Origin of the sequence: Nonomuraea typhae (assembly GCF_009760925.1) — a bacterium.
In the GTDB taxonomy this organism is placed as follows: Bacteria; Actinomycetota; Actinomycetes; order Streptosporangiales; family Streptosporangiaceae; genus Nonomuraea; species Nonomuraea typhae.
Genome location: NZ_VRLV01000002.1, coordinates 387832 through 404762, shown reverse-complemented (window position 1 = coordinate 404762; position 16931 = coordinate 387832). Strand labels below are relative to the sequence as shown.

The window sequence follows — 16931 nt, the reverse complement described above, 5'->3', positions numbered from 1 at the left end:
GTGGTCGCGACCGTTTTCGCGGTCGCCTTCGCGGGCGTCCGTGCCAAGACGCCCGCGGGGCGCGCCCCAAGCGTCAGGCCGTGACGCCGCCGTCGATGACCAGGTCGTGGCCTACGGCGAAGCCCGCCTCGTCCGAGGCCAGCCAGAGGACGGCGGCGCTGACCTCGTCCAGCGTGCCGATGCGGCCGAGCGGGATCAGGCTGGCGTAGCGGGCGGCCCGCTCCTCGTGGCTCTCGCCGGGCAGCGCCGACATGGGGCCCTCGTTGGCGCCGGGGCTGACGGCGTTGATGCGGATCCCGTCGGCGATGTGGTCGATGGCGGCGGCCCTGGTCAGCAGGCTGACGGCGCCCTTGGAGGTGCCGTAGGCGGAGAAGCCGGGGCGGCGGCCGTGCGCGCCGATGTTGGAGGAGGTGTTGACGATGGCGCCGCCGCCGTGGGCGCGCATGTGCGCGATCTCGTGCTTCATCGACAGGAACACGCCGGTCAGGTTGACGTCCAGGACGTGCCGCCAGGTGTCGGTGCCGAGGTCGGCGAGGGGCGTCGGCGGGGTGAGGACCCCGGCGTTGTTGATGGCGACGTGCAGCCCGCCGTACCGCCGGACGGTCTCCTGGACCATGGCCGCCACGTCCTCTTCACGCGTCACGTCGGCGATCACATAGCCGGCCTGCCCGCCGCCGGCGTCGATGAGCCCGACGGTCTCCTTCAGCGCACCCTCGTTGCGCCCGGTGACCACGACGGCGGCGCCCTCGGCCGCGAACGCCCGGGCGGTGGCCCGCCCGATCCCACTGCCGCCACCCGTGACCAGCGCGACCTTGCCGGAGAACCTCATGACCCACATCCTTACTTGTTTAGAACAATCAGTCTTGAAAAAGCCGCTGAAATCAACCGAGCAGCGCCAGCGCCTGCCCGGCGGCGTCGTCCAGCCGGTCACGGTCGTTCGACGCCTTGCCGATCACCCGCAGGCCCTGCAGCACGACCAGCAGCAGCCGCGCGATGGCCCGCGGATCCTTGTCCGCGGCCAGCTCACCCTGCTCCTGCGCCCGGACCAGGGCCGTCGCGAGGCAGTCCTCGACGAAGTCCCAGTTGCGGGCGACCTCGCGGGCCAGTTCGCCGTCGTGCGGGGCGAGCTCGACCGCGGTGTTGACCAGCAGGCACCCGCGATGCAGGGTGTCGTGCGCGGCCTCGTCGGCGTACTGCCGCACCAGCTCACGTACGGCGGGCAGCACCGGGCCCGGCCGGGTGAGCCGGCCGGTGAAGTCGATCCCGTTCTCCAGGTAACGCCCGAGCGACTTGAGGTACAGCTCCCTCTTGCCGCCGAACGTCGCGTAGATGCTGGCCCGGGCCACACCCAGGTGCTCGACCAGGTCGGCCATGGAGGTGGCCTCGTAGCCCTTGCGCCAGAAGAGCTCCATGGCCCGGTCGAGCGCCAGGTCCGGGTCGAACTCCTTCGTCCTTGCCATGTCCGGAAACCTAGCCTATTCGAGAACGATCGGTCAAATATCGAGCCGGCTCGCCCATCCGGACCCGTCGATCCAGGTGCCGACGACGGCGCCGGAGCCGCCTGGGCCTGCCCAGCGCCCGCGAGCTCGCGGTGGCGCACGGCGGCACCCTGACCGTGGCCGGTTCCGCCGAAGGCGCACATCTGGCGCTCCGGTTGCCGCCGGCGGGAGAAGGAGTTTCCCCCGGCGGCTGACCCCTTCCCCTCAGGGGAGGAATCCCGCACTACCAGGGCGTTCCCGATCTTGCCCTGCTTGCGGAAGAGTGCGGCGAATGGATAATGCTCCAGGCGGAGGCCCGACGGGCGGGCCGCTTTCCGCCATCCCTCCGGGGCGTCCCCCGGTGAGCAGCGCCCGGCTGGACGCCGCGCACGCCGACCTGGTCAGCGTCGTGCGCGGGCACCACAACGGCGTCCTCACCTTCCTCCTGCTGTGCGGCGCCGGGCTGGAGGAGGCCGGAGCCGCCGTGCGGGTCGCCTATGCCGAGGCCAACGAGTTGGTCGTCCGTGACCAGAAGGCGTGGAAGAAGCTGCCCGACCCCGGACTGTGGCTGCGCAAGGCGGCCTTCAACGCCTGGCGGTACCCGCTGGGCAGCGTCCCGCGCGGCGTCGCCGCCTCGGTGCCCGCCGTCATGCCGGCCGGCATCGAACTGGCCGAGGTGATCGGGCCGGCGCTCACCGTCGCGGTGGCCGGGCTGCACGGTGCCCAGCGGGTGGCCATGGCGCTCGAGCTCGGCGGCTACCGGCCCGAGGAGATCGGGGAATTCCTCGGCCTGCGCGCCGGCGAGGTGGACGACCTGATGGCCAAGGCGTGGGCCGCGCTCAAGGACGGCTGGGCCGCCTACCGGGCGCCGGGAGGGGAGATGTGATGGCCGACGACGACCTGCGCGCGATTCTGGCGCAGGCGCACCGGGACGTCATGGACTACGTCGAGGCGCACACCTCCGACGAGGACCTGCTCGACGCGCTGCCCGATCCCGCGCCCTGCCCGCCGCCCGTCCACCTCGTGGAGGCGGTGGTCCAGGCCCGGATGCGGCTGCGCGGGATCGCCCGCGAGCTGGTCCGCGCCGAACTGCACGCCCAGGCCGCGGCCACGACCCTGGGCGACAAACGGGCGCGGACCTTACACCGGGCCGTGCTGGCGGCCCACGACGCCGCGGCCAAGGACCTGGCCGGCCTGCCCGGCCTGAACCGCGCGCTGACCGTCGCCCTGGCCCAGGCGCTGGCCAGGCTGGTGCGGCTCCACTCCCCGGAGGACGCGCCCCGCAACGAGATCGTGGCCGAGAACCTCGGCTGCGTGGTCGAGGCGCTGGCCCAGGCGATCGGCGACGCGGGCGAGCTGGCCGGCGAACTCGCCCGCGTCAACGACCTGGAGGGCGTCGACGCCTCCGGCGTGGACCTGTCCGGCCTCAACGTGCCCTCGGTCGAGCTCCTGCGCGGCATCCTCTGGGACAACCGGACGATCTGGCCGCCGAAGGTGACCGCGCTGGTGCGCGCCTGCTCGGAGGAGGTACGCGCAGGGGTGTTCCGCGTGGAAGCCTAGGACTCGCGGCCCAGCTCGATGGTCTCGGCCACCTCGGCGTGCCGTTCGGCCTCCTCCTCGGCGAAGCGGAGCTCGTCCAGCTTCTCGGCGATCTCCTCGTCCTGGCGCATCAGCGTGTCCAGGGACTGCCCGGCCATGTCCAGCACGCCCATCTCGGCGTACGCCTGCTGCAGGCGCGGGCTCCACAGGCCGATGTCCTTGACGCAGGGCACGATGCGGCTGAACAGCAGCGAGCGGAACAGCCTGAGGTAGTCGGACTTGTCGACGGCCTCCATCGCCTCCTGTCTCTCCTGCCTCGACAGGCCGATGGTCTCCCAGGTCTCCTGGCCGCGCAGGCGGTCGCGCATCAGGTAGCACCCCTCGATGACGAAGTCCTCGCGCTCGCGCAGCTCCGTCTCCGTCAGGTTCTTGTAGTAGTCGCGCAGCGCCATCCGGCCGAAGGCGACGTGCCGGGCCTCGTCCTGCATGACGTAGGCGAGGATCTGCTTGGGCAGCGGCTTGGTGGTGATGTCGCGCATGACGCCGAACGCGGCCAGCGCCAGGCCCTCGATGAGCACCTGCATGCCGAGGTAGGGCATGTCCCAGCGCGAGTCGGTCAGGGTGCTGTCCAGCAGGGACTTGAGGTGCTCGTTGATCGGGTAGGCCAGGCCGACCTTCTCCTGCAGGAAGCGGGCGTAGGTCTCGGCGTGGCGGGCCTCGTCCATGGTCTGGGTGGCGGCGTAGAACTTCGAGTCGAGGTCGGGCACCGACTCCACGATCCTGGCCGAGCAGATCATGGCGCCCTGCTCGCCGTGCAGGAACTGGGAGAACTGCCAGGCGGCGCCGTGCAGGCGCACGTCGTTGCGCTGTTCGGCGTCCATCCGGTCCCAGAGCGGCGTGCCGTAGATGGCGATGGTCTGGTCGGGGATGCCGAGCACGTTGTACGGGTCGACCTCGAGGTCCCAGTCGATGCGCTTGGCGGAGTCCCACTGCTTGTCCTTGCCCTTCTGGTACAGGGCGAGCATGCGGTCGCGGCCGTCATCGTATTCCCAGGTGAACCTGCTCGAACCGGCCATCTCCACGTTCCAGGTGGAGAGCTCCGCGGGGATGGTGTACAGATCGTGCGTCGACATGCGGCCTCCAGGGGGACGTACACCGTACGTATAAGTGGAGACTTGCATGGCGGAGGGTGTCCGTCAATGTCCGTTCCGGCCGCCCTAGAATGAGCCATGCCCTCCGAGCCGCTGTCCAGGAAGCGCATCGTCGCCGCGGCGATCGGCCTCATCGAGCGCGAGGGCGCCGACGCGATCTCCATGCGCAGGATCGCGGCCGAGCTGGGTGTCGGCGTGATGTCGCTCTACAACCACGTGCCCAACAAGGACGCCCTGCTGTCCGAGGTGGCCGAGAGCGTGCTGAGCGAGATCGAGTTCACCGACGACCCCGGCGCCGACTGGACCGAGCGCGTGCGCATCCAGGCCCGCGCCTTCCGGCAGATCGCCCGCCACTACCCGCGCTCGACCATGCTCGTGGTCAGCCGGCAACTGCACTCCACCGCCGGGCTGCTGCCGGTGGAGCGGGCGCTGGCCACGCTGCGTAGCGCCGGGTTCGACGGACCCGAGGCGGTGAAGGTGCTGCGCATGTTCATCGCCTTCATCGTCGGCACGCTGCTGCGCGAGGTCGGGGTGACGCCGTCGTTCGCGCCGCTGCCGGCCAGGGTGCGGGCCGAGCACGTCGACTCCGGGATGTTCCCCAACGTCGCCGAGCTGGCGCCGCTGCTCGACGCCTGCGATCCGGCCGAGGAGTTCGACTTCGGCGTCGAGCTGCTCATCCAGGCGATAGCCGTGCACAGGAAAAGGGCACCCGGCACGCCGGATGCCCTTACCGGGGCAGCCGCCCCTTCCCCTGAGCGGCTGCCTTAGTACCAGTTGTAGGACCTGAAGTGGCCCCAAGCGCCGCACGGCTTGCCGTACCTGCCCTTGATGTACTTCAGGCCCCAGCGGATCTGGGTCGCCGGGTTGTAGCGCCAGTCGCGACCGGCTCCCCGCATCTTGCCGGCGGGCAGCGCCTGCGGGATGCCGTAGGCGCCCGACGAGCGGTTGTATGCCCGGTGATTCCAGTTGCTCTCCCGGGTCCACAGGGAGTCCAGGCACCGGAACTGCCGGATCGACCACGCCCGCTGAACCACCAGGTCGAGCGCGATCCTCTTGTTCCAGTCCTTGGGTCTCTTGGGTGTGGCCTTGGGCCTGGCGCTGGTTGTCCAGGTTCCTTGCCTGACGTCCGGTGTCTCCACACTGGTACGCCAGGAACCCCGGTGATCCACCTCGGTGTCGGCCGAGGCGACGGCGACACTCCCGCCGCCGGCTCCCGCGAGCGAGAGCACGGTGACGAGCGTGTTGCGCAGAGCGCGTTTGCTGTCCAAATCAATCCTTGCTGCCGGGCCGTGTGCGAGCGGTTACTCAGCGTGACTGCCTTGAACCTGCCGATCCCGCGTCCGTGGCTCGGATGGGGATGGTTCGCGCGGCTATCCGGGCTTTGGTTCCGCCTCGCGCGGTGCGTGAGGCGGCCCGGAAGCACCACGACGTGTCCTAGCCCGTTTTCTAGTGCGCGGGCTCGGCGCGGGTCAGGGATCTCGGGTGCGCACAGGACAGGACTTTGCGGCCCTGCTGCACCGGGTTGACCGGCCTCGTGACACGGTTGGCCGGGAGCTTTCGAACACGCGAGCCCGGCTTGGGGATCGGGCCGTTTCCCGGCGCCTCCGGGCGGGGGTGACCAGGCAGGACACGGCGCGCCGCCGTACCGGCCGGGTTGGGGGATATGGGCGGTCTGCGGCTTTTTGGGGAGGGTAGTGTGGGGATCATGAGCCTTCGTGACATCCCCGTCCGCACCCTGGCGGATGCCCCCACCACGCTCGCCGAACTCGCCGGTGACAAGGCGATGCTCATCGTCAACGTGGCCTCCCGTTGCGGACTGACCCCGCAGTACCACGGCCTGGTCAAACTTCAGCAGGAGTACGGCCCGCGGGGGTTCACCGTCGTCGGCGTGCCCTGCAACCAGTTCATGGGCCAGGAACCCGGCTCGGCCGAGGAGATCCAGGAATTCTGCTCCACCACCTACGGCGTCGACTTCCCCCTGCTGGAGAAGGCCGAGGTCAACGGCGACGGGCGGCACGCCCTCTACGGTGAGCTGACCAAGGCCGCCGACGCCTCCGGCGAGAGCGGCGACATCCAGTGGAACTTCGAGAAGTTCCTGGTCACCCGTGACGGCCGGGTCGCCGGCCGGTTCCGCCCGCGCACCGAGCCGGACGCGCCCGAGCTCGCCGCCGCCATCGAGGGCGTGCTCTAGAGGCGGGGCCCGCAGCTGCCGCGGATCACCAGCTCCGTCGGCAGCAGCACGCTCCTGGGACGGCGCGGGCCCGTCCGCAACACCAGCTCGGCGGCCCGATACCCCATGTCGCGGGCCGGTTGGGCGATCACGGTCAGCGGCGGGAAGCACAACTCGGCCCACGGCACGTCATCGAACATGATCACCGACAGGTCGCGCGGAACCCGCAGGTCCAGCTCACGTGCCGCCAGCACCGCCGCCTCGCCCAGCATGTTGCCGCCGGCCACCACGGCGGTCAGGTCGGGGCGGGTCTGGAACAACCCCGAGGCGGCCGCGTAGGCCGAGTCGCGGCTGCCGTCGGAGAACACGATCAGCTCCTCGTCCGGGACGCCGCCCACCGCCTGCCGGAACGCCTCCACCCGGCGCTCGCGCCCCGGCCCGCCCAGGTAGGCGACGCGGCGGTGGCCCAGCCCTCTCAAGTACTGCACCGCCGTACGGACGCCCGAGCGGTCGTCGGTGAGGACGGCGGGGACGTCGAGCGGGCGCGCGCGAACGGCGGGCCGTGAGGCGGGCGTGGCCGGCACGCCGTCGAGCAGCATCAGCTCGTCCACCGCGGCCGTGGCCGGCTCCTCCGGCTCCGTCGCGCCGGGCTCGTACGGCAGGCGGTCGGCGAACACCACGCCCATCCCCGCCTTGAGCGCGGGCCGCCAGGTGTCGGCGTCACCGGCGGGGACCGCGATGACCCGGTCCACGCTCTGCTCCAGCAGCATGCCGATCAGCTCGGCCTCCTGCTCCGGGTCGTCGCCGGTGGAGCCGATCACCACCGGCTCGCCCGCCGAGCGGGCGCAGGCGAGCACGCCTTCGGCCAGCCGGCCGTGGAAGCTGTCGGTCAGATCGGGCAGCAGCAGCCCGATGCCGCCGGTGCGCCGCTGGCGCAGGTTGCGCCCGAGGGCGCTGGGGCGGTAGTCGAGCTGCGCGGCGACGGCCAGGACCCGCTCGCGCGTCTCCGGGCTGGCCGAGCCGCCGGACAAAACCCGGGATACGGTCGCCACGCCGACGCCCGCCGCCTCGGCCACATCCTTGATGGTCGCCCGCTTCATGGAAACGATTCCATCATGGTTTCCGCAATGTTTCCAGCATTGCCCCAGGCTCTTGACATGGATGTACGTTTCGGGTGAGATGCATGAAAACGTATCCACGCAGGAGTGCGCATGGCTTCCATCGTCCTAAACAACGTCGACAAGATCTACGCCGGCGGCGTCAAGGCAGTGAACGGGCTCAACCTTGAGATCAAGGATGGCGAGTTCATGGTGCTTGTCGGCCCGTCCGGCTGCGGCAAGTCGACCGCGCTCCGGATGATCGCCGGCCTTGAGGACATCAGCGGCGGCGAGATCTCCATCGGCGAGAAGGTGGTCAACCACCTGCCGCCGAAGGACCGCGACATCGCGATGGTCTTCCAGAACTACGCGCTCTACCCGCACATGACGGTGGAAGAGAACCTGGCCTTCGGCCTCAAGCTCCGCAAGATGCCCAAGGCGGAGATCCAGAAGCGGGTGAACGAGGCGGCCAAGATGCTCGGCCTCGAGCAGTACCTCAAGCGCAAGCCCGCCGCGCTCTCCGGTGGTCAGCGTCAGCGTGTCGCCATGGGCCGCGCGATCGTCCGCGAGCCGCAGGCGTTCCTCATGGACGAGCCGCTGTCCAACCTGGACGCCAAGCTCCGCGTCTCCATGCGCGCCTCGCTCAACCAGATGCACGAGCGCCTCGGCGTCACCACCGTGTACGTCACCCACGACCAGGTCGAGGCCATGACCCTCGGCGACCGCGTCTGCGTCCTGCGCGACGGCCTGCTCCAGCAGGTCGACACCCCGCAGAACCTGTTCGACAAGCCGGTCAACCTGTTCGTCGCCGGCTTCATGGGCTCGCCGTCCATGAACTTCGTCACCGCCGAGCTCGTCCGCGACGGGAACGGCGCCGCCGTGTCGTTCGCCGGCATCAAGCTGTCGATCCCCGAGTCGACCTTCTCCGACAAGCCGGGCCTCGACCAGTACATCGGCAAGAAGATCATCCTCGGCATCCGCCCCTCCGACTTCGAGGACTCCAGCGCGGCCGGCAACCACGCCAACGGCTGGGCCACCCTGCCCGTGAGGGCGGAGGTCACCGAGGAACTCGGCTCCGAGATCAACGTCCTGTTCCTCATCGACGCCCCGCCGGTCGAGCACAAGGACACCGTCGCCGCCGCCGACACCGGTGACGACGACGAGGCCGCGCTGCCGCTGGCGGGCGACAAGTCCCTGTGGACCGCCCGCGTCAACGCCCGCAGCCACGTGCGCCCCGGCCAGAACATCGAGCTGGTCGTGGACACCCACAACCTGCACTTCTTCGACTCCGCCTCCGGTCTGTCCATCGGGCACGAGGCGAACATCGGCAAGTAGCTCTCCCAGCCCCGATCCCCACCACAACCCCCTCCTGTGGTGGGGATCGGCTGTTTTCCCGATTTTTCCGGGCTTTTCGTAGAACCGGGCGCCCGCGTGCCGTCAGCGGCCGATCTTGGCGGAGACCAGCGCCGTGAGGTTGTGCGGGATCAGCTTGCCCACGGCCACGATCGCCTTGTAGCGCACGTCCTGGACGCTGACCAGCTTGCCCCGCGCCAGGTCGCGCAGGGCGGCGTCGGCCACGGCGTCGGCCTTGAGCCACAGGAAGCCCGGGATGGCCGAGGTGTCCATCCCGGCGCGGTCGTGGAACTCCGTGCGCACGAAGCCGGGGCACAACGCCATGACCTTGACCCGCGGGTGGCCGACCTCCGTGGCGGCCGAGGCGCTGAAGTTGACCACCCACGCCTTGGAGGCGCTGTAGGTGCCGCGCGTGAAGAAGGCGGCCACCGAGGCCACGTTGATGACGCCGCCCCTGCCGCGGGACTTCATGCCCGGCAGAGCGGCCAGCGTGAGACGGAGCACGGCTTCGCAGTGGACCTTGAGCATGCGGCGCTCGTCCTCGACCGGCGTCTCCAGGAATCCGCCCGGGTGGGCGAAACCGGCGTTGTTGACCAGGAGGTCGACGCCCTCGCCGACCCGGGCTTCGACGGCGGCCAGGCCCTTGTCCGTGGCCAGGTCTGCGGGCAGGGTCTCGACGGTCACGCCGTACCGGCGCTTGAGGTCCTCGGCGCTCTCGGCCAGGCGCAGCTCGTCGCGGGAGACGAGCACCAGCGTGAAACCGTCGGCGGCCAGGCGACGGGCGAAGGCGGCGCCGAGGCCGGCGGTCGCGCCCGTGATCAGTGCGGTAGGCATGTCGGCAGACTAGCCGCAGGTCGCACGCGTCTCACGCAGGCACAGGCTGGGCCGGTCGGATGCGGACGCGGGGTCGTGCCGGGTTGGTGAGGGCGTGGGTTGCGGCGCGGTCGTGGGGCCGCGGGGGGTGCGTGAGAGGATCAAGGGGTGAGATCGGCCGTCCTCGCGCCCCTGGCCGCCGCGGTGCTCACCGTGACGGTGGCCGCCTGCGCGCCCTCCGCCCCAGAGATCACCCAGCCTCCGGCGCCCGCGTCCTCGGCGCCTTCCTCGCCGGCGACCGCCTCTTCGCCGGCCGCCACGGCGGCGGGCACCTCGCCCGCCCCGGAGAGCGAACCGGGCAAGCTGGCCTTCGAGCAGGTCGCCACCCTGGACAAGCCGGTGGCGATGGCCGTGCGCGCGGGGGACGACCGGGTGTACGTCGCCGAGCAGAGCGGCCGGTTGCGCACGCTCGGCGGTGACACGGTGATCGACCTGTCCGGTGAGATCAGCACGGGCAACGAGCAGGGGCTGCTCGGGGTGGCGTTCCACCCGGACGGGCGGTGGCTGTACCTGAACTGGACCGACCGGGACGGCCACACGCATGTCACCGAATGGGCCTTCGACGGGACGAAGGCCACCTCCCGCCGGGACGTGCTCAAGCAGGACCAGCCCTACCCCAACCACAACGGCGGGCACCTCGCGTTCGGGCCGGACGGGTACCTGTACATCGGGCTGGGCGACGGGGGCAGCGGCGGGGACCCGCACGGCTACGGCCAGAAGCTGACCACCTGGCTGGGCAAGATCCTGCGCATCGACCCGAGGGGCAGCCCGTACAAGGTGCCGAAGGACAACCCGTTCGCCGGACGAAGGACAGCAAAACCCGAAATCTGGGCCTATGGGCTGAGAAATCCCTGGAAGTTCACCTTTGATAGGGAAACAGGTGACCTGTGGATCGGGGACGTCGGCCAGAACGCCTGGGAGGAGATCGACTTCCAACCGGCCTCCTCCAAAGGCGGGGAGAACTACGGCTGGAACCTCCGCGAAGGCGGCGAACCCTTCAACGGCGGCCAGGGCGGAAACCTCACCGACCCGGTCATCACCTACCCCCAGGACGACTGCACCTCGGTCACCGCCGGATACGTCTACCGCGGTCAGAAGATCCCCTGGCTCAAGGGCCGCTTCCTGTACGGCGACTTCTGCGCCGGCTGGGTGAAGGCCGCCCGGTCGGGCAAGCCCGGCGACGCCGTCGAGGTGGGCCGGGTCGAGCAGCTGTCGTCGTTCGGCGAAGGGGCCGACGGGGAGCTGTACGCGATGAGCATCCAGGGGCCGGTGTACAAGATCGAAGCGGCGCCGTGAGCCGGCTCCTCATCGTTCACCACACGGTCTCGCCCGTCACGCACGAGCTCTTCGGCCAGGTGCTCAAGGGCGCCACGACGGACGAGATCGAGGACGTCGAGGTGGTCACCGAACCGGCCCTGGGCGCGACCGCCGCCGACCTGCTGGCCGCCGACGGCCTGATCATGGGCACGACCGCGAACATCGGTTACATGTCCGGCGCCCTCAAGCACTTCCTGGACACCGTCTACTACCCGTGCCTGGCCGAGACGCGCCGCCTGCCGTACGGGCTCTATGTGCACGGCGACAACGACACCACGGGCGCGGTCCGCGCGGTGGAGTCGATCGCGGCGAGCCTCGGCTGGGAGCGCGCCGTCAAGCCGGTGACCGTCACGGGACGGCCCGGCAAGGCCGATCTGGAGGCGTGCTGGGACCTGGGCGCCACCGTCGCCGCCGGGCTGTGAGCGCGGTCAGCCGAAGATCTTCTCGACGAGCTCCTCCACCTGGGCGTTGAGCCGGGCCCCGCGAGACCACCCGGCGTAGTGAGTGAGGAACGCGACGACCTCCCGCATCTCTTCGACGGTCAGCTCTTTGGTCCGCAATGCGGCGTCCACCTGGATGAAGAGTTCCTCATCCAGGCCGCCCTGGCCGACGAAGAGGCCGAGCAGCAGCAGGCGGCGATCCCTGACGGAAAGCGCGTCCCGCGACCACAGATCGGCGAAGGTCATCTCTGTCATGGACACAGCGCTCCCTGTCCGGGCTCCGTTGCCACGTGATCCCCATATTTTTCGCTACTTCCGGAGATGGACCAATGGGGGTTGCGGGAACGTTGCGGCGGAGTGACCGTGAGGGAATGCGAGTCTTAAGCACGCTGCTGGCCGTGTTGCTCCTCGTCACGGCCTGCGGCGCGAATCAAGGAGAGGCCCCCGGCGCCGCGCTGCCGCGCAACGACGGCGGGAACGCCAGCCAGCGCGGCGTCCACGTCCGCAACGCCTACCTGCTGAAAGGCGGGTCGCTGCACGCCATCCTGATCAACTCGACCGGGCGCCCGGACCGGCTGGTACGGCTGGCCCTCACGACCGGGCAGCTCACGCTGGACGCGCCGGTGGAGCTGCCGCCGCGCGAGCCCGTCGGCACGGCCCGGGCGCTGGCCACCGCCACCGGCCTGCAGGCGCAGCCGGGCGCGTGGGTGCCGGCGACGTTCGTGTTCCAGGAGGCGGGCACGCTCACCGTGGAGGTTCCGATCAAGGAATACCCCTAGGCATGTGTCACCGGGCAACAGCCCTCATTCCACATAAAGACGGGCATAAACCGACTGTTAATCCGTAAAGCGGAGGTAAGTCCCGGTGATGCCCACACTGGCCCCGCTCCGGCTGAGGGGGCTTCCTTGACGACCGTTCGCCGCGCCGTCACCAGGAAGAACCTGCGGTTCTGGGACCGCGGCAGGATCCTCGCCGTCCTTGTCGCCGTCTTCCTCATCCTGATCTGGAGGTCCATGGCCGATGCCGAGGGGACCATCCCCGTCGGCCACGCCGTGCGGGACGTCGCGCGGGCTCATGCGTGGATCTTGTGGCTGGCGGCCGCCGAGACGGTACGGCAGGCGCATGTCCTCACGGGCGAATGCTCCTCCGGCTATCACCGGTTCTGGAGCGAGAAGGTCTTCGGCGGGTTCGAACGCTGGTCGCATCGCCGCTTCGGCGACTGGACCCGCTTCCGCATCGCCCGCGCGGTCGCGATCGCCTTCTGGGTGGTGATGATCGCGCTGCTCCTCGGGATCAGCCCGTTCGCCGCCTTCCTCCAGGCATCGGCGCAGGCACTGCCGTTCGTCGTCTTCGTGACCCTCGCCGGCCTGCTCTGGCTCCTGTCCCGCGGCGGCGTCGAGACGCACCTGCCCGACGACGTCAAGGCCCGCTTCGCCGACGTCTGGGGCCAGGACCACGTGGTCGAGCGCGTCCGGGAGGACACCCTCTTCCTGGAGAACCCCGGCGCCATCGAGGCAGGCGGCGGCCGCGTGCCCGGCGGCCTGCTGCTGTGGGGCCCGCCCGGCACCGGCAAGACGCTCATGGCCGAAGCCGTGGCCGGCGAGACCGGCAAGCCGTACGTCGTCGTGCACCCCGGCGCGTTCACCACCCCGTTCACGGGCATCGGCGTCCTCAAGGTGAAGGCGCTCTTCGGGAAGCTGCGCACCCTCGCCCTGCGCTACGGCGGCGTGGTCGTCTTCTTCGACGAGGCCGACTCCCTGGGCCGCCTCGCCGGGCAGGGGCCGCCGGGGCGGCAGGACCGGAGCGGCTGCCACGGCCTGACCTACCTGTCGGAGGAGACCCGCTCCGTGCTCGCCTTCCGCGGCGGCCGCCCCGAGCCCGGCACCGCCCGCGACCCCGGCCCCGTGCGGGCACTGCTCGCCGAACTGTCCGGGCTCCACAAGCCGCGGGGACTCGTCAACCGGCACGTCCGGCGGGCGCTCGGCATGCGGCCCAAGCCGCCGCCCAAGTACCGCATCCTGGTCATCATGGCCACCGACCGGCCTGACGCCCTCCACGAGGCGCTGCTGCGGCCCGGCCGCATCGACCGCGTCTACAAGCTCGGTCACCCCTCCGAAGCCGGGCGGGTGCGCACCTACCAGGGCTACTTCGGCAAGGTCGCGCACCGGCTCACCCCCGGGCAGATCGGCAAACTCGCCACCATCACCCCCTACGCCACCGGCGCCACCATCAAAGACCTGGTCAACGAGTCGCTCATCCTCGCCGTCCGGGACGGCCGCCAGGTCATCACCTGGTCCGACGTGCTGCGCGCCAGGCGCCTCAAGCAGCTCGGGCCGCCCGAGGACGTCGAGTACGCCGAGCGTGAACGGCACGCCGTCGCCGTCCACGAGGCGTGCCACGCCGTCGTCGCCCACCACACCCGCCACCGGCTCGAGATCGACCTGGTCACCATCGAGAAGGGCGCCGGCTACCTCGGCATGGTCGCCGCCGTCGGGCCCGGGGAGCGGTTCACCCGGTGGAAGTCGGAGTACGAGGCCGACATCATGGTCGCGCTCGCCGCGCTGGCGGGGGAGCGCATGTTCTTCGCCGGGGACAGTTCCTCCGGCGTCTCCGGCGACCTGCGCGCGGCCACGTTCCTGACCGCGCTCATGGAGTCGTGCTGGGGCATGGGCTCCGGCCTCACCTCGCTGCCCGCGCTGCGGGAGCTGGAGATCGCGGGCGGTGTGCCGGAGGAGCGCATCGAGGGCGGCCTCGTGCGGCTGCTGGAGCGGACCGAGCGGCTGCTGCGGGAGCACCGGCGGGAGGTGCTGAGCGTCGCCCACGCGCTGGAGACCCACAGGACGCTCGACGGGGACGACGTGGTCGCCGTCATCGAACGCCGGGCCGGGCCCCTGCTCGACGGCAGCGTGTACGCCTCCGAGGAGCTCTGGGCCGAGCTGGAGGACTACCACCGGGAGGCGGCCCGCGCCCACCGCGAACACGGCCGCGTCGGACGCGGCCTGCCGGGACCGCCCCGGGAGAGCACGGTTCCCGGCCCGCCCGCCGTACCGGACCTCTGGGGTACGGCGCAGCCGGAGTTCACGGCGTGGACCCCCGAGCCCCAGCCGCCGCATCCCCACGTGCCGGTCGCCGAGGCGTCGTCCGGGCGGCGAGGGGCCGGGCGGACGGTGCTGATCACGGCCGGCAGCCTGCTCGGCCTGGTGCTCGTGGCGCTGCTGGGCGGGCTGGCGGTCACCCGGCCGGAGACGAGCATGGAGCTGGCGTCGCCGGGTCTGCTGGTGGCGATGGCCGTGTTCGTGGTGGCGGTGATCGTGGGCACCTGCCTCGCGGTGGTGACCGTCAGGGGGCTGCGGGCCGCCCAGGCCAAGGTGGAGCGCGAGCGTGACCAGGCCCACGCCCGTGCCCAGCTGCTGGCCGCGGCCATGGACCCGGACACGGCCATGCGCCTGCTCGGCTACGACGGGGGACACCGGCCCGGCACATAGCTTCATCACGCCATGTCATCGCTTCATTGCTTAGGGTGAGATCGTCGCCGGGTGAGGGAGTGATGGCATGGGTCCGGGAATCGTCCGCAGCCTGGTTCCCGCGCGCATGGACCGGCTGCCGTGGTCGCCGTTCCACACCCGCCTCGTCATGGCCCTCGGCGTCGCCTGGGTGCTCGACGGCCTGGAGATCACCATCGCCGGCAACGTCGGCGCCTTCCTGCAGCGCTCCGACACCCTGGGTCTCACCTCGGCCGAGGTGGGCCTGTCGGCGAGTGTTTATCTGATCGGGGAGGTGGTCGGCGCGCTGTTCTTCGGCTGGATGTCCGACCGGATGGGCCGGCGCAAGCTGTTCATCCTCACCCTGGCCGTCTACCTGATCGCCAGCGGGCTGACCGCCTTGTCCTGGGATCTCGGCAGTTACCTGGTGCTGCGGTTCATCGCGGGCACCGGCATCGGCGGCGAGTACGCGGCGGTCAACTCCGCGATCGACGAGATGATCCCGTCGAAGTACCGCGGCCACGTGGACCTCGGCGTCAACGGCACCTACTGGCTCGGCGCCCTGCTGGCCACCTCGGCCACGTTCGTGCTGCTCGACCCCGGCGGCCCGCTCGACCCCGACTGGGCCTGGCGGCTCGGGTTCCTCATCGGCCCGGTGATCGGCGTCCTCATCTGGGGCCTGCGCCGCCACCTGCCGGAGAGCCCGCGCTGGCTGATGACCCACGGCCGGGAGGACGAGGCGGAAGGCGTGGTCGCGGCGATCGAGAAGGAGGTGGAGCGGGAGACCGGGGCGGAGCTGCCGCCGGTGCCGGAGGAGCAGGCCATCGAGGTGGTGCCGCAGAAGCGGCTGCCGCTGATCGAGGTCGCCAGGACGTTGTTCCGCACCTACCCGCGGCGTTCGTTCCTGAGCGCGACGCTGATGATCTGCCAGTCGTTCCTCTACAACGCGATCTTCTTCACGTATGCGCTGGTGCTCACGCACTTCTACGGCATCGAGGCCGGCGACGTGCCCGTGTACATGTTCGCCTTCGCCCTGGGCAACCTGATCGGCCCGCTCACGCTCGGGCGGCTGTTCGACACCGTCGGGCGCAGGCAGATGATCGCCGGCACCTACATCACCTCCGGCACGCTGCTGGCCGTCACCGGCTGGTTGTTCGAACGCGGTGCGCTGACCGCGACCACGCAGACGGTCATGTGGTCGGTCATCTTCTTCATCGCCTCGGCCGCGGCCAGCTCCGCCTATCTGACCGTCAGCGAGATCTTCCCGATCGAGATGCGCGCCCAGGCCATCTCGATCTTCTTCGCGCTGGGCCAGGTCGTCGGCTCGTTCGGCCCGGCGATCTTCGGTGCGCTCATCGGCGACCAGGCCCATCCGGATCCGACCAGGCTGTTCTGGGGATACCTCTTCGCCGCCGGAATGATGATCTTCGCCGGGATCGTGGAGATCCTCTTCGGGGTCAAGGCCGAGCGCACCGCGCTGGAGCACGTCGCCGAGCCGCTGACCGCCATCGAGGCCAGGGCCCGGCGCACGGCCGAACGCCGCGCGGGGGAGACCCCGTGAACCGGCGCCGCGCCCGGCACGTGGTGAGGGCATGAACCGCCACCGCACGCTCGGCCTGCTCGCGATCCTGCTCCTCCCGCTGGCCGCCTGCCAGAGCGAGAGGATCTGCACGGCGATCGGCACGCCGGTCGGGATCCAGGTGGACGTCGCGCCGCCGCTCGCCGGGCGGGTGGCGGCGGCCGAGATGGAGGTGTGCCAGGCGGGCGCGTGCCGCCCGGCCCGGCTGGAGCTGTTCGTCGCCGGCGGCGGCGGCAGCAACGGCTTCGGCGACGTGCGGGGCCTGAGCAAGGAGCCGGCCAGGGTGGCGCTCAAGCTGACTAGCCCCGGCGGTGACACGCTGGTGGACCGGCGGGTCGAGGTGGTTCCGCGCGGACGCTACCCCAACGGGCCCGACTGCGGCGAGGGCGGCCCCAACGCCCGGGTCGTGGTGGACGGCGACGGCACCCTGCGCGAGGTCCCCTGACGCATTG

Annotated in this window: 18 protein-coding genes; 11 read left to right on the top strand and 7 right to left on the bottom strand. The window is 70.7% G+C overall.

Going from position 1 to position 16931, the window contains the following annotated elements:
• Positions 1–73: 73 nt before the first annotated feature.
• Positions 74–829, bottom strand: coding sequence for an SDR family NAD(P)-dependent oxidoreductase (locus FVE25_RS08340; protein WP_219825387.1), 756 nt, complete (start codon positions 827–829; stop codon positions 74–76).
• Between the two features lie 52 nt (positions 830–881).
• Entirely contained in the window at positions 882–1460 is a 579-nt protein-coding gene (locus tag FVE25_RS08335; RefSeq protein ID WP_157245848.1) for a TetR/AcrR family transcriptional regulator, read from the bottom strand.
• A gap of 379 nt (positions 1461–1839) precedes the next feature.
• On the opposite strand from FVE25_RS08335, the gene FVE25_RS08330 reads away from it, so the two are divergent.
• Both FVE25_RS08330 and FVE25_RS08325 read left to right on the top strand, forming a co-directional pair.
• Complete coding sequence (locus tag FVE25_RS08330) at positions 1840–2364, top strand: hypothetical protein (RefSeq protein ID WP_157245847.1); 525 nt, start codon at positions 1840–1842, stop codon at positions 2362–2364.
• Positions 2364–3038: a hypothetical protein gene (locus tag FVE25_RS08325; protein ID WP_157245846.1), complete on the top strand. Its 675-nt coding sequence runs from the start codon at positions 2364–2366 to the stop codon at positions 3036–3038. The genes FVE25_RS08330 and FVE25_RS08325 overlap by 1 nt, the downstream gene beginning before the upstream one ends.
• Here the strand turns inward: FVE25_RS08325 and FVE25_RS08320 are convergent.
• Positions 3035–4150 carry a ferritin-like domain-containing protein gene (locus tag FVE25_RS08320; RefSeq protein WP_157245845.1) on the bottom strand — a complete coding sequence of 372 codons (1116 nt, stop codon included), beginning with the start codon at positions 4148–4150 and terminating at the stop codon, positions 3035–3037. The genes FVE25_RS08325 and FVE25_RS08320 overlap by 4 nt on opposite strands.
• Before the next feature lie 96 nt (positions 4151–4246).
• Between FVE25_RS08320 and FVE25_RS08315 the strand changes: the two genes are divergently transcribed.
• Positions 4247–4936, top strand: a complete 690-nt coding sequence (locus FVE25_RS08315; protein WP_157245844.1) for a TetR/AcrR family transcriptional regulator — start codon at positions 4247–4249, stop codon at positions 4934–4936.
• On the opposite strand, the gene FVE25_RS56800 is transcribed toward FVE25_RS08315, so the two are convergent.
• Positions 4933–5436, bottom strand: coding sequence for an aggregation-promoting factor C-terminal-like domain-containing protein (locus FVE25_RS56800; protein WP_343046131.1), 504 nt, complete (start codon positions 5434–5436; stop codon positions 4933–4935). The genes FVE25_RS08315 and FVE25_RS56800 overlap by 4 nt on opposite strands.
• Before the next feature lie 437 nt (positions 5437–5873).
• Here FVE25_RS56800 and FVE25_RS08305 point away from each other — a divergent pair, with 437 nt between their 5' ends.
• Positions 5874–6359 (top strand): glutathione peroxidase, encoded by a 486-nt coding sequence (locus tag FVE25_RS08305; protein WP_157245843.1) that lies wholly within the window; start codon positions 5874–5876, stop codon positions 6357–6359.
• On the opposite strand, the gene FVE25_RS08300 is transcribed toward FVE25_RS08305, so the two are convergent.
• Positions 6356–7438, bottom strand: a complete 1083-nt coding sequence (locus tag FVE25_RS08300) for a LacI family DNA-binding transcriptional regulator (RefSeq protein WP_157245842.1) — start codon at positions 7436–7438, stop codon at positions 6356–6358. The genes FVE25_RS08305 and FVE25_RS08300 overlap by 4 nt on opposite strands.
• A gap of 111 nt (positions 7439–7549) precedes the next feature.
• Here FVE25_RS08300 and FVE25_RS08295 point away from each other — a divergent pair, with 111 nt between their 5' ends.
• The gene (locus tag FVE25_RS08295; protein WP_157245841.1) at positions 7550–8770 is read left to right on the top strand and encodes an ABC transporter ATP-binding protein; all 1221 of its coding nucleotides are present in this window, start codon (positions 7550–7552) and stop codon (positions 8768–8770) included.
• 102 nt (positions 8771–8872) lie between these two features.
• Here the strand turns inward: FVE25_RS08295 and FVE25_RS08290 are convergent, their stop codons facing one another.
• On the bottom strand, positions 8873–9622 hold the full coding sequence (locus FVE25_RS08290) for an SDR family NAD(P)-dependent oxidoreductase (protein ID WP_157245840.1): 750 nt from the start codon (positions 9620–9622) through the stop codon (positions 8873–8875).
• 147 nt (positions 9623–9769) lie between these two features.
• Between FVE25_RS08290 and FVE25_RS08285 the strand changes: the two genes are divergently transcribed.
• A complete protein-coding gene (locus FVE25_RS08285; RefSeq protein WP_246266799.1) occupies positions 9770–10957 on the top strand; it encodes a PQQ-dependent sugar dehydrogenase in 1188 nt (395 codons plus the stop codon).
• Entirely contained in the window at positions 10954–11400 is a 447-nt protein-coding gene (locus FVE25_RS08280) for a flavodoxin family protein (RefSeq protein ID WP_157245839.1), read from the top strand. The genes FVE25_RS08285 and FVE25_RS08280 overlap by 4 nt, the downstream gene beginning before the upstream one ends.
• Before the next feature lie 6 nt (positions 11401–11406).
• On the opposite strand, the gene FVE25_RS08275 is transcribed toward FVE25_RS08280, so the two are convergent.
• Positions 11407–11673, bottom strand: coding sequence for a carboxymuconolactone decarboxylase family protein (locus FVE25_RS08275; protein WP_157245838.1), 267 nt, complete (start codon positions 11671–11673; stop codon positions 11407–11409).
• A 116-nt stretch (positions 11674–11789) separates the two neighbouring features.
• Between FVE25_RS08275 and FVE25_RS08270 the strand changes: the two genes are divergently transcribed.
• From FVE25_RS08270 to FVE25_RS08255, 4 genes are all read left to right on the top strand, one after another.
• Complete coding sequence (locus tag FVE25_RS08270) at positions 11790–12197, top strand: hypothetical protein (RefSeq protein ID WP_157245837.1); 408 nt, start codon at positions 11790–11792, stop codon at positions 12195–12197.
• A 126-nt stretch (positions 12198–12323) separates the two neighbouring features.
• Positions 12324–14903, top strand: coding sequence for an AAA family ATPase (locus FVE25_RS08265; protein ID WP_246266798.1), 2580 nt, complete (start codon positions 12324–12326; stop codon positions 14901–14903).
• 67 nt (positions 14904–14970) lie between these two features.
• Positions 14971–16461, top strand: a complete 1491-nt coding sequence (locus FVE25_RS08260) for an MFS transporter (protein WP_157245836.1) — start codon at positions 14971–14973, stop codon at positions 16459–16461.
• Between the two features lie 31 nt (positions 16462–16492).
• Positions 16493–16924 (top strand): hypothetical protein, encoded by a 432-nt coding sequence (locus FVE25_RS08255; protein ID WP_157245835.1) that lies wholly within the window; start codon positions 16493–16495, stop codon positions 16922–16924.
• Positions 16925–16931: the final 7 nt, after the last annotated feature.

Bases quoted from the DNA above. Each gene is read 5' to 3' on its own strand.
- FVE25_RS08335 (WP_157245848.1), bottom strand. From the start codon at position 1,460: ATGGCAAGGACGAAGGAGTTCGACCCGGACCTGGCGCTCGACCGGGCC.
- FVE25_RS08270 (WP_157245837.1), top strand. From the start codon at position 11,790: ATGCGAGTCTTAAGCACGCTGCTGGCCGTGTTGCTCCTCGTCACGGCC.
- FVE25_RS08340 (WP_219825387.1), bottom strand. From the start codon at position 829: ATGAGGTTCTCCGGCAAGGTCGCGCTGGTCACGGGTGGCGGCAGTGGG.
- FVE25_RS08300 (WP_157245842.1), bottom strand. From the start codon at position 7,438: ATGAAGCGGGCGACCATCAAGGATGTGGCCGAGGCGGCGGGCGTCGGC.
- FVE25_RS08315 (WP_157245844.1), top strand. From the start codon at position 4,247: ATGCCCTCCGAGCCGCTGTCCAGGAAGCGCATCGTCGCCGCGGCGATC.
- FVE25_RS08290 (WP_157245840.1), bottom strand. From the start codon at position 9,622: ATGCCTACCGCACTGATCACGGGCGCGACCGCCGGCCTCGGCGCCGCC.
- FVE25_RS08295 (WP_157245841.1), top strand. From the start codon at position 7,550: ATGGCTTCCATCGTCCTAAACAACGTCGACAAGATCTACGCCGGCGGC.
- FVE25_RS08325 (WP_157245846.1), top strand. From the start codon at position 2,364: ATGGCCGACGACGACCTGCGCGCGATTCTGGCGCAGGCGCACCGGGAC.
- FVE25_RS08320 (WP_157245845.1), bottom strand. From the start codon at position 4,150: ATGTCGACGCACGATCTGTACACCATCCCCGCGGAGCTCTCCACCTGG.
- FVE25_RS08255 (WP_157245835.1), top strand. From the start codon at position 16,493: ATGAACCGCCACCGCACGCTCGGCCTGCTCGCGATCCTGCTCCTCCCG.
- FVE25_RS08260 (WP_157245836.1), top strand. From the start codon at position 14,971: ATGGGTCCGGGAATCGTCCGCAGCCTGGTTCCCGCGCGCATGGACCGG.
- FVE25_RS08275 (WP_157245838.1), bottom strand. From the start codon at position 11,673: ATGACAGAGATGACCTTCGCCGATCTGTGGTCGCGGGACGCGCTTTCC.
- FVE25_RS08305 (WP_157245843.1), top strand. From the start codon at position 5,874: ATGAGCCTTCGTGACATCCCCGTCCGCACCCTGGCGGATGCCCCCACC.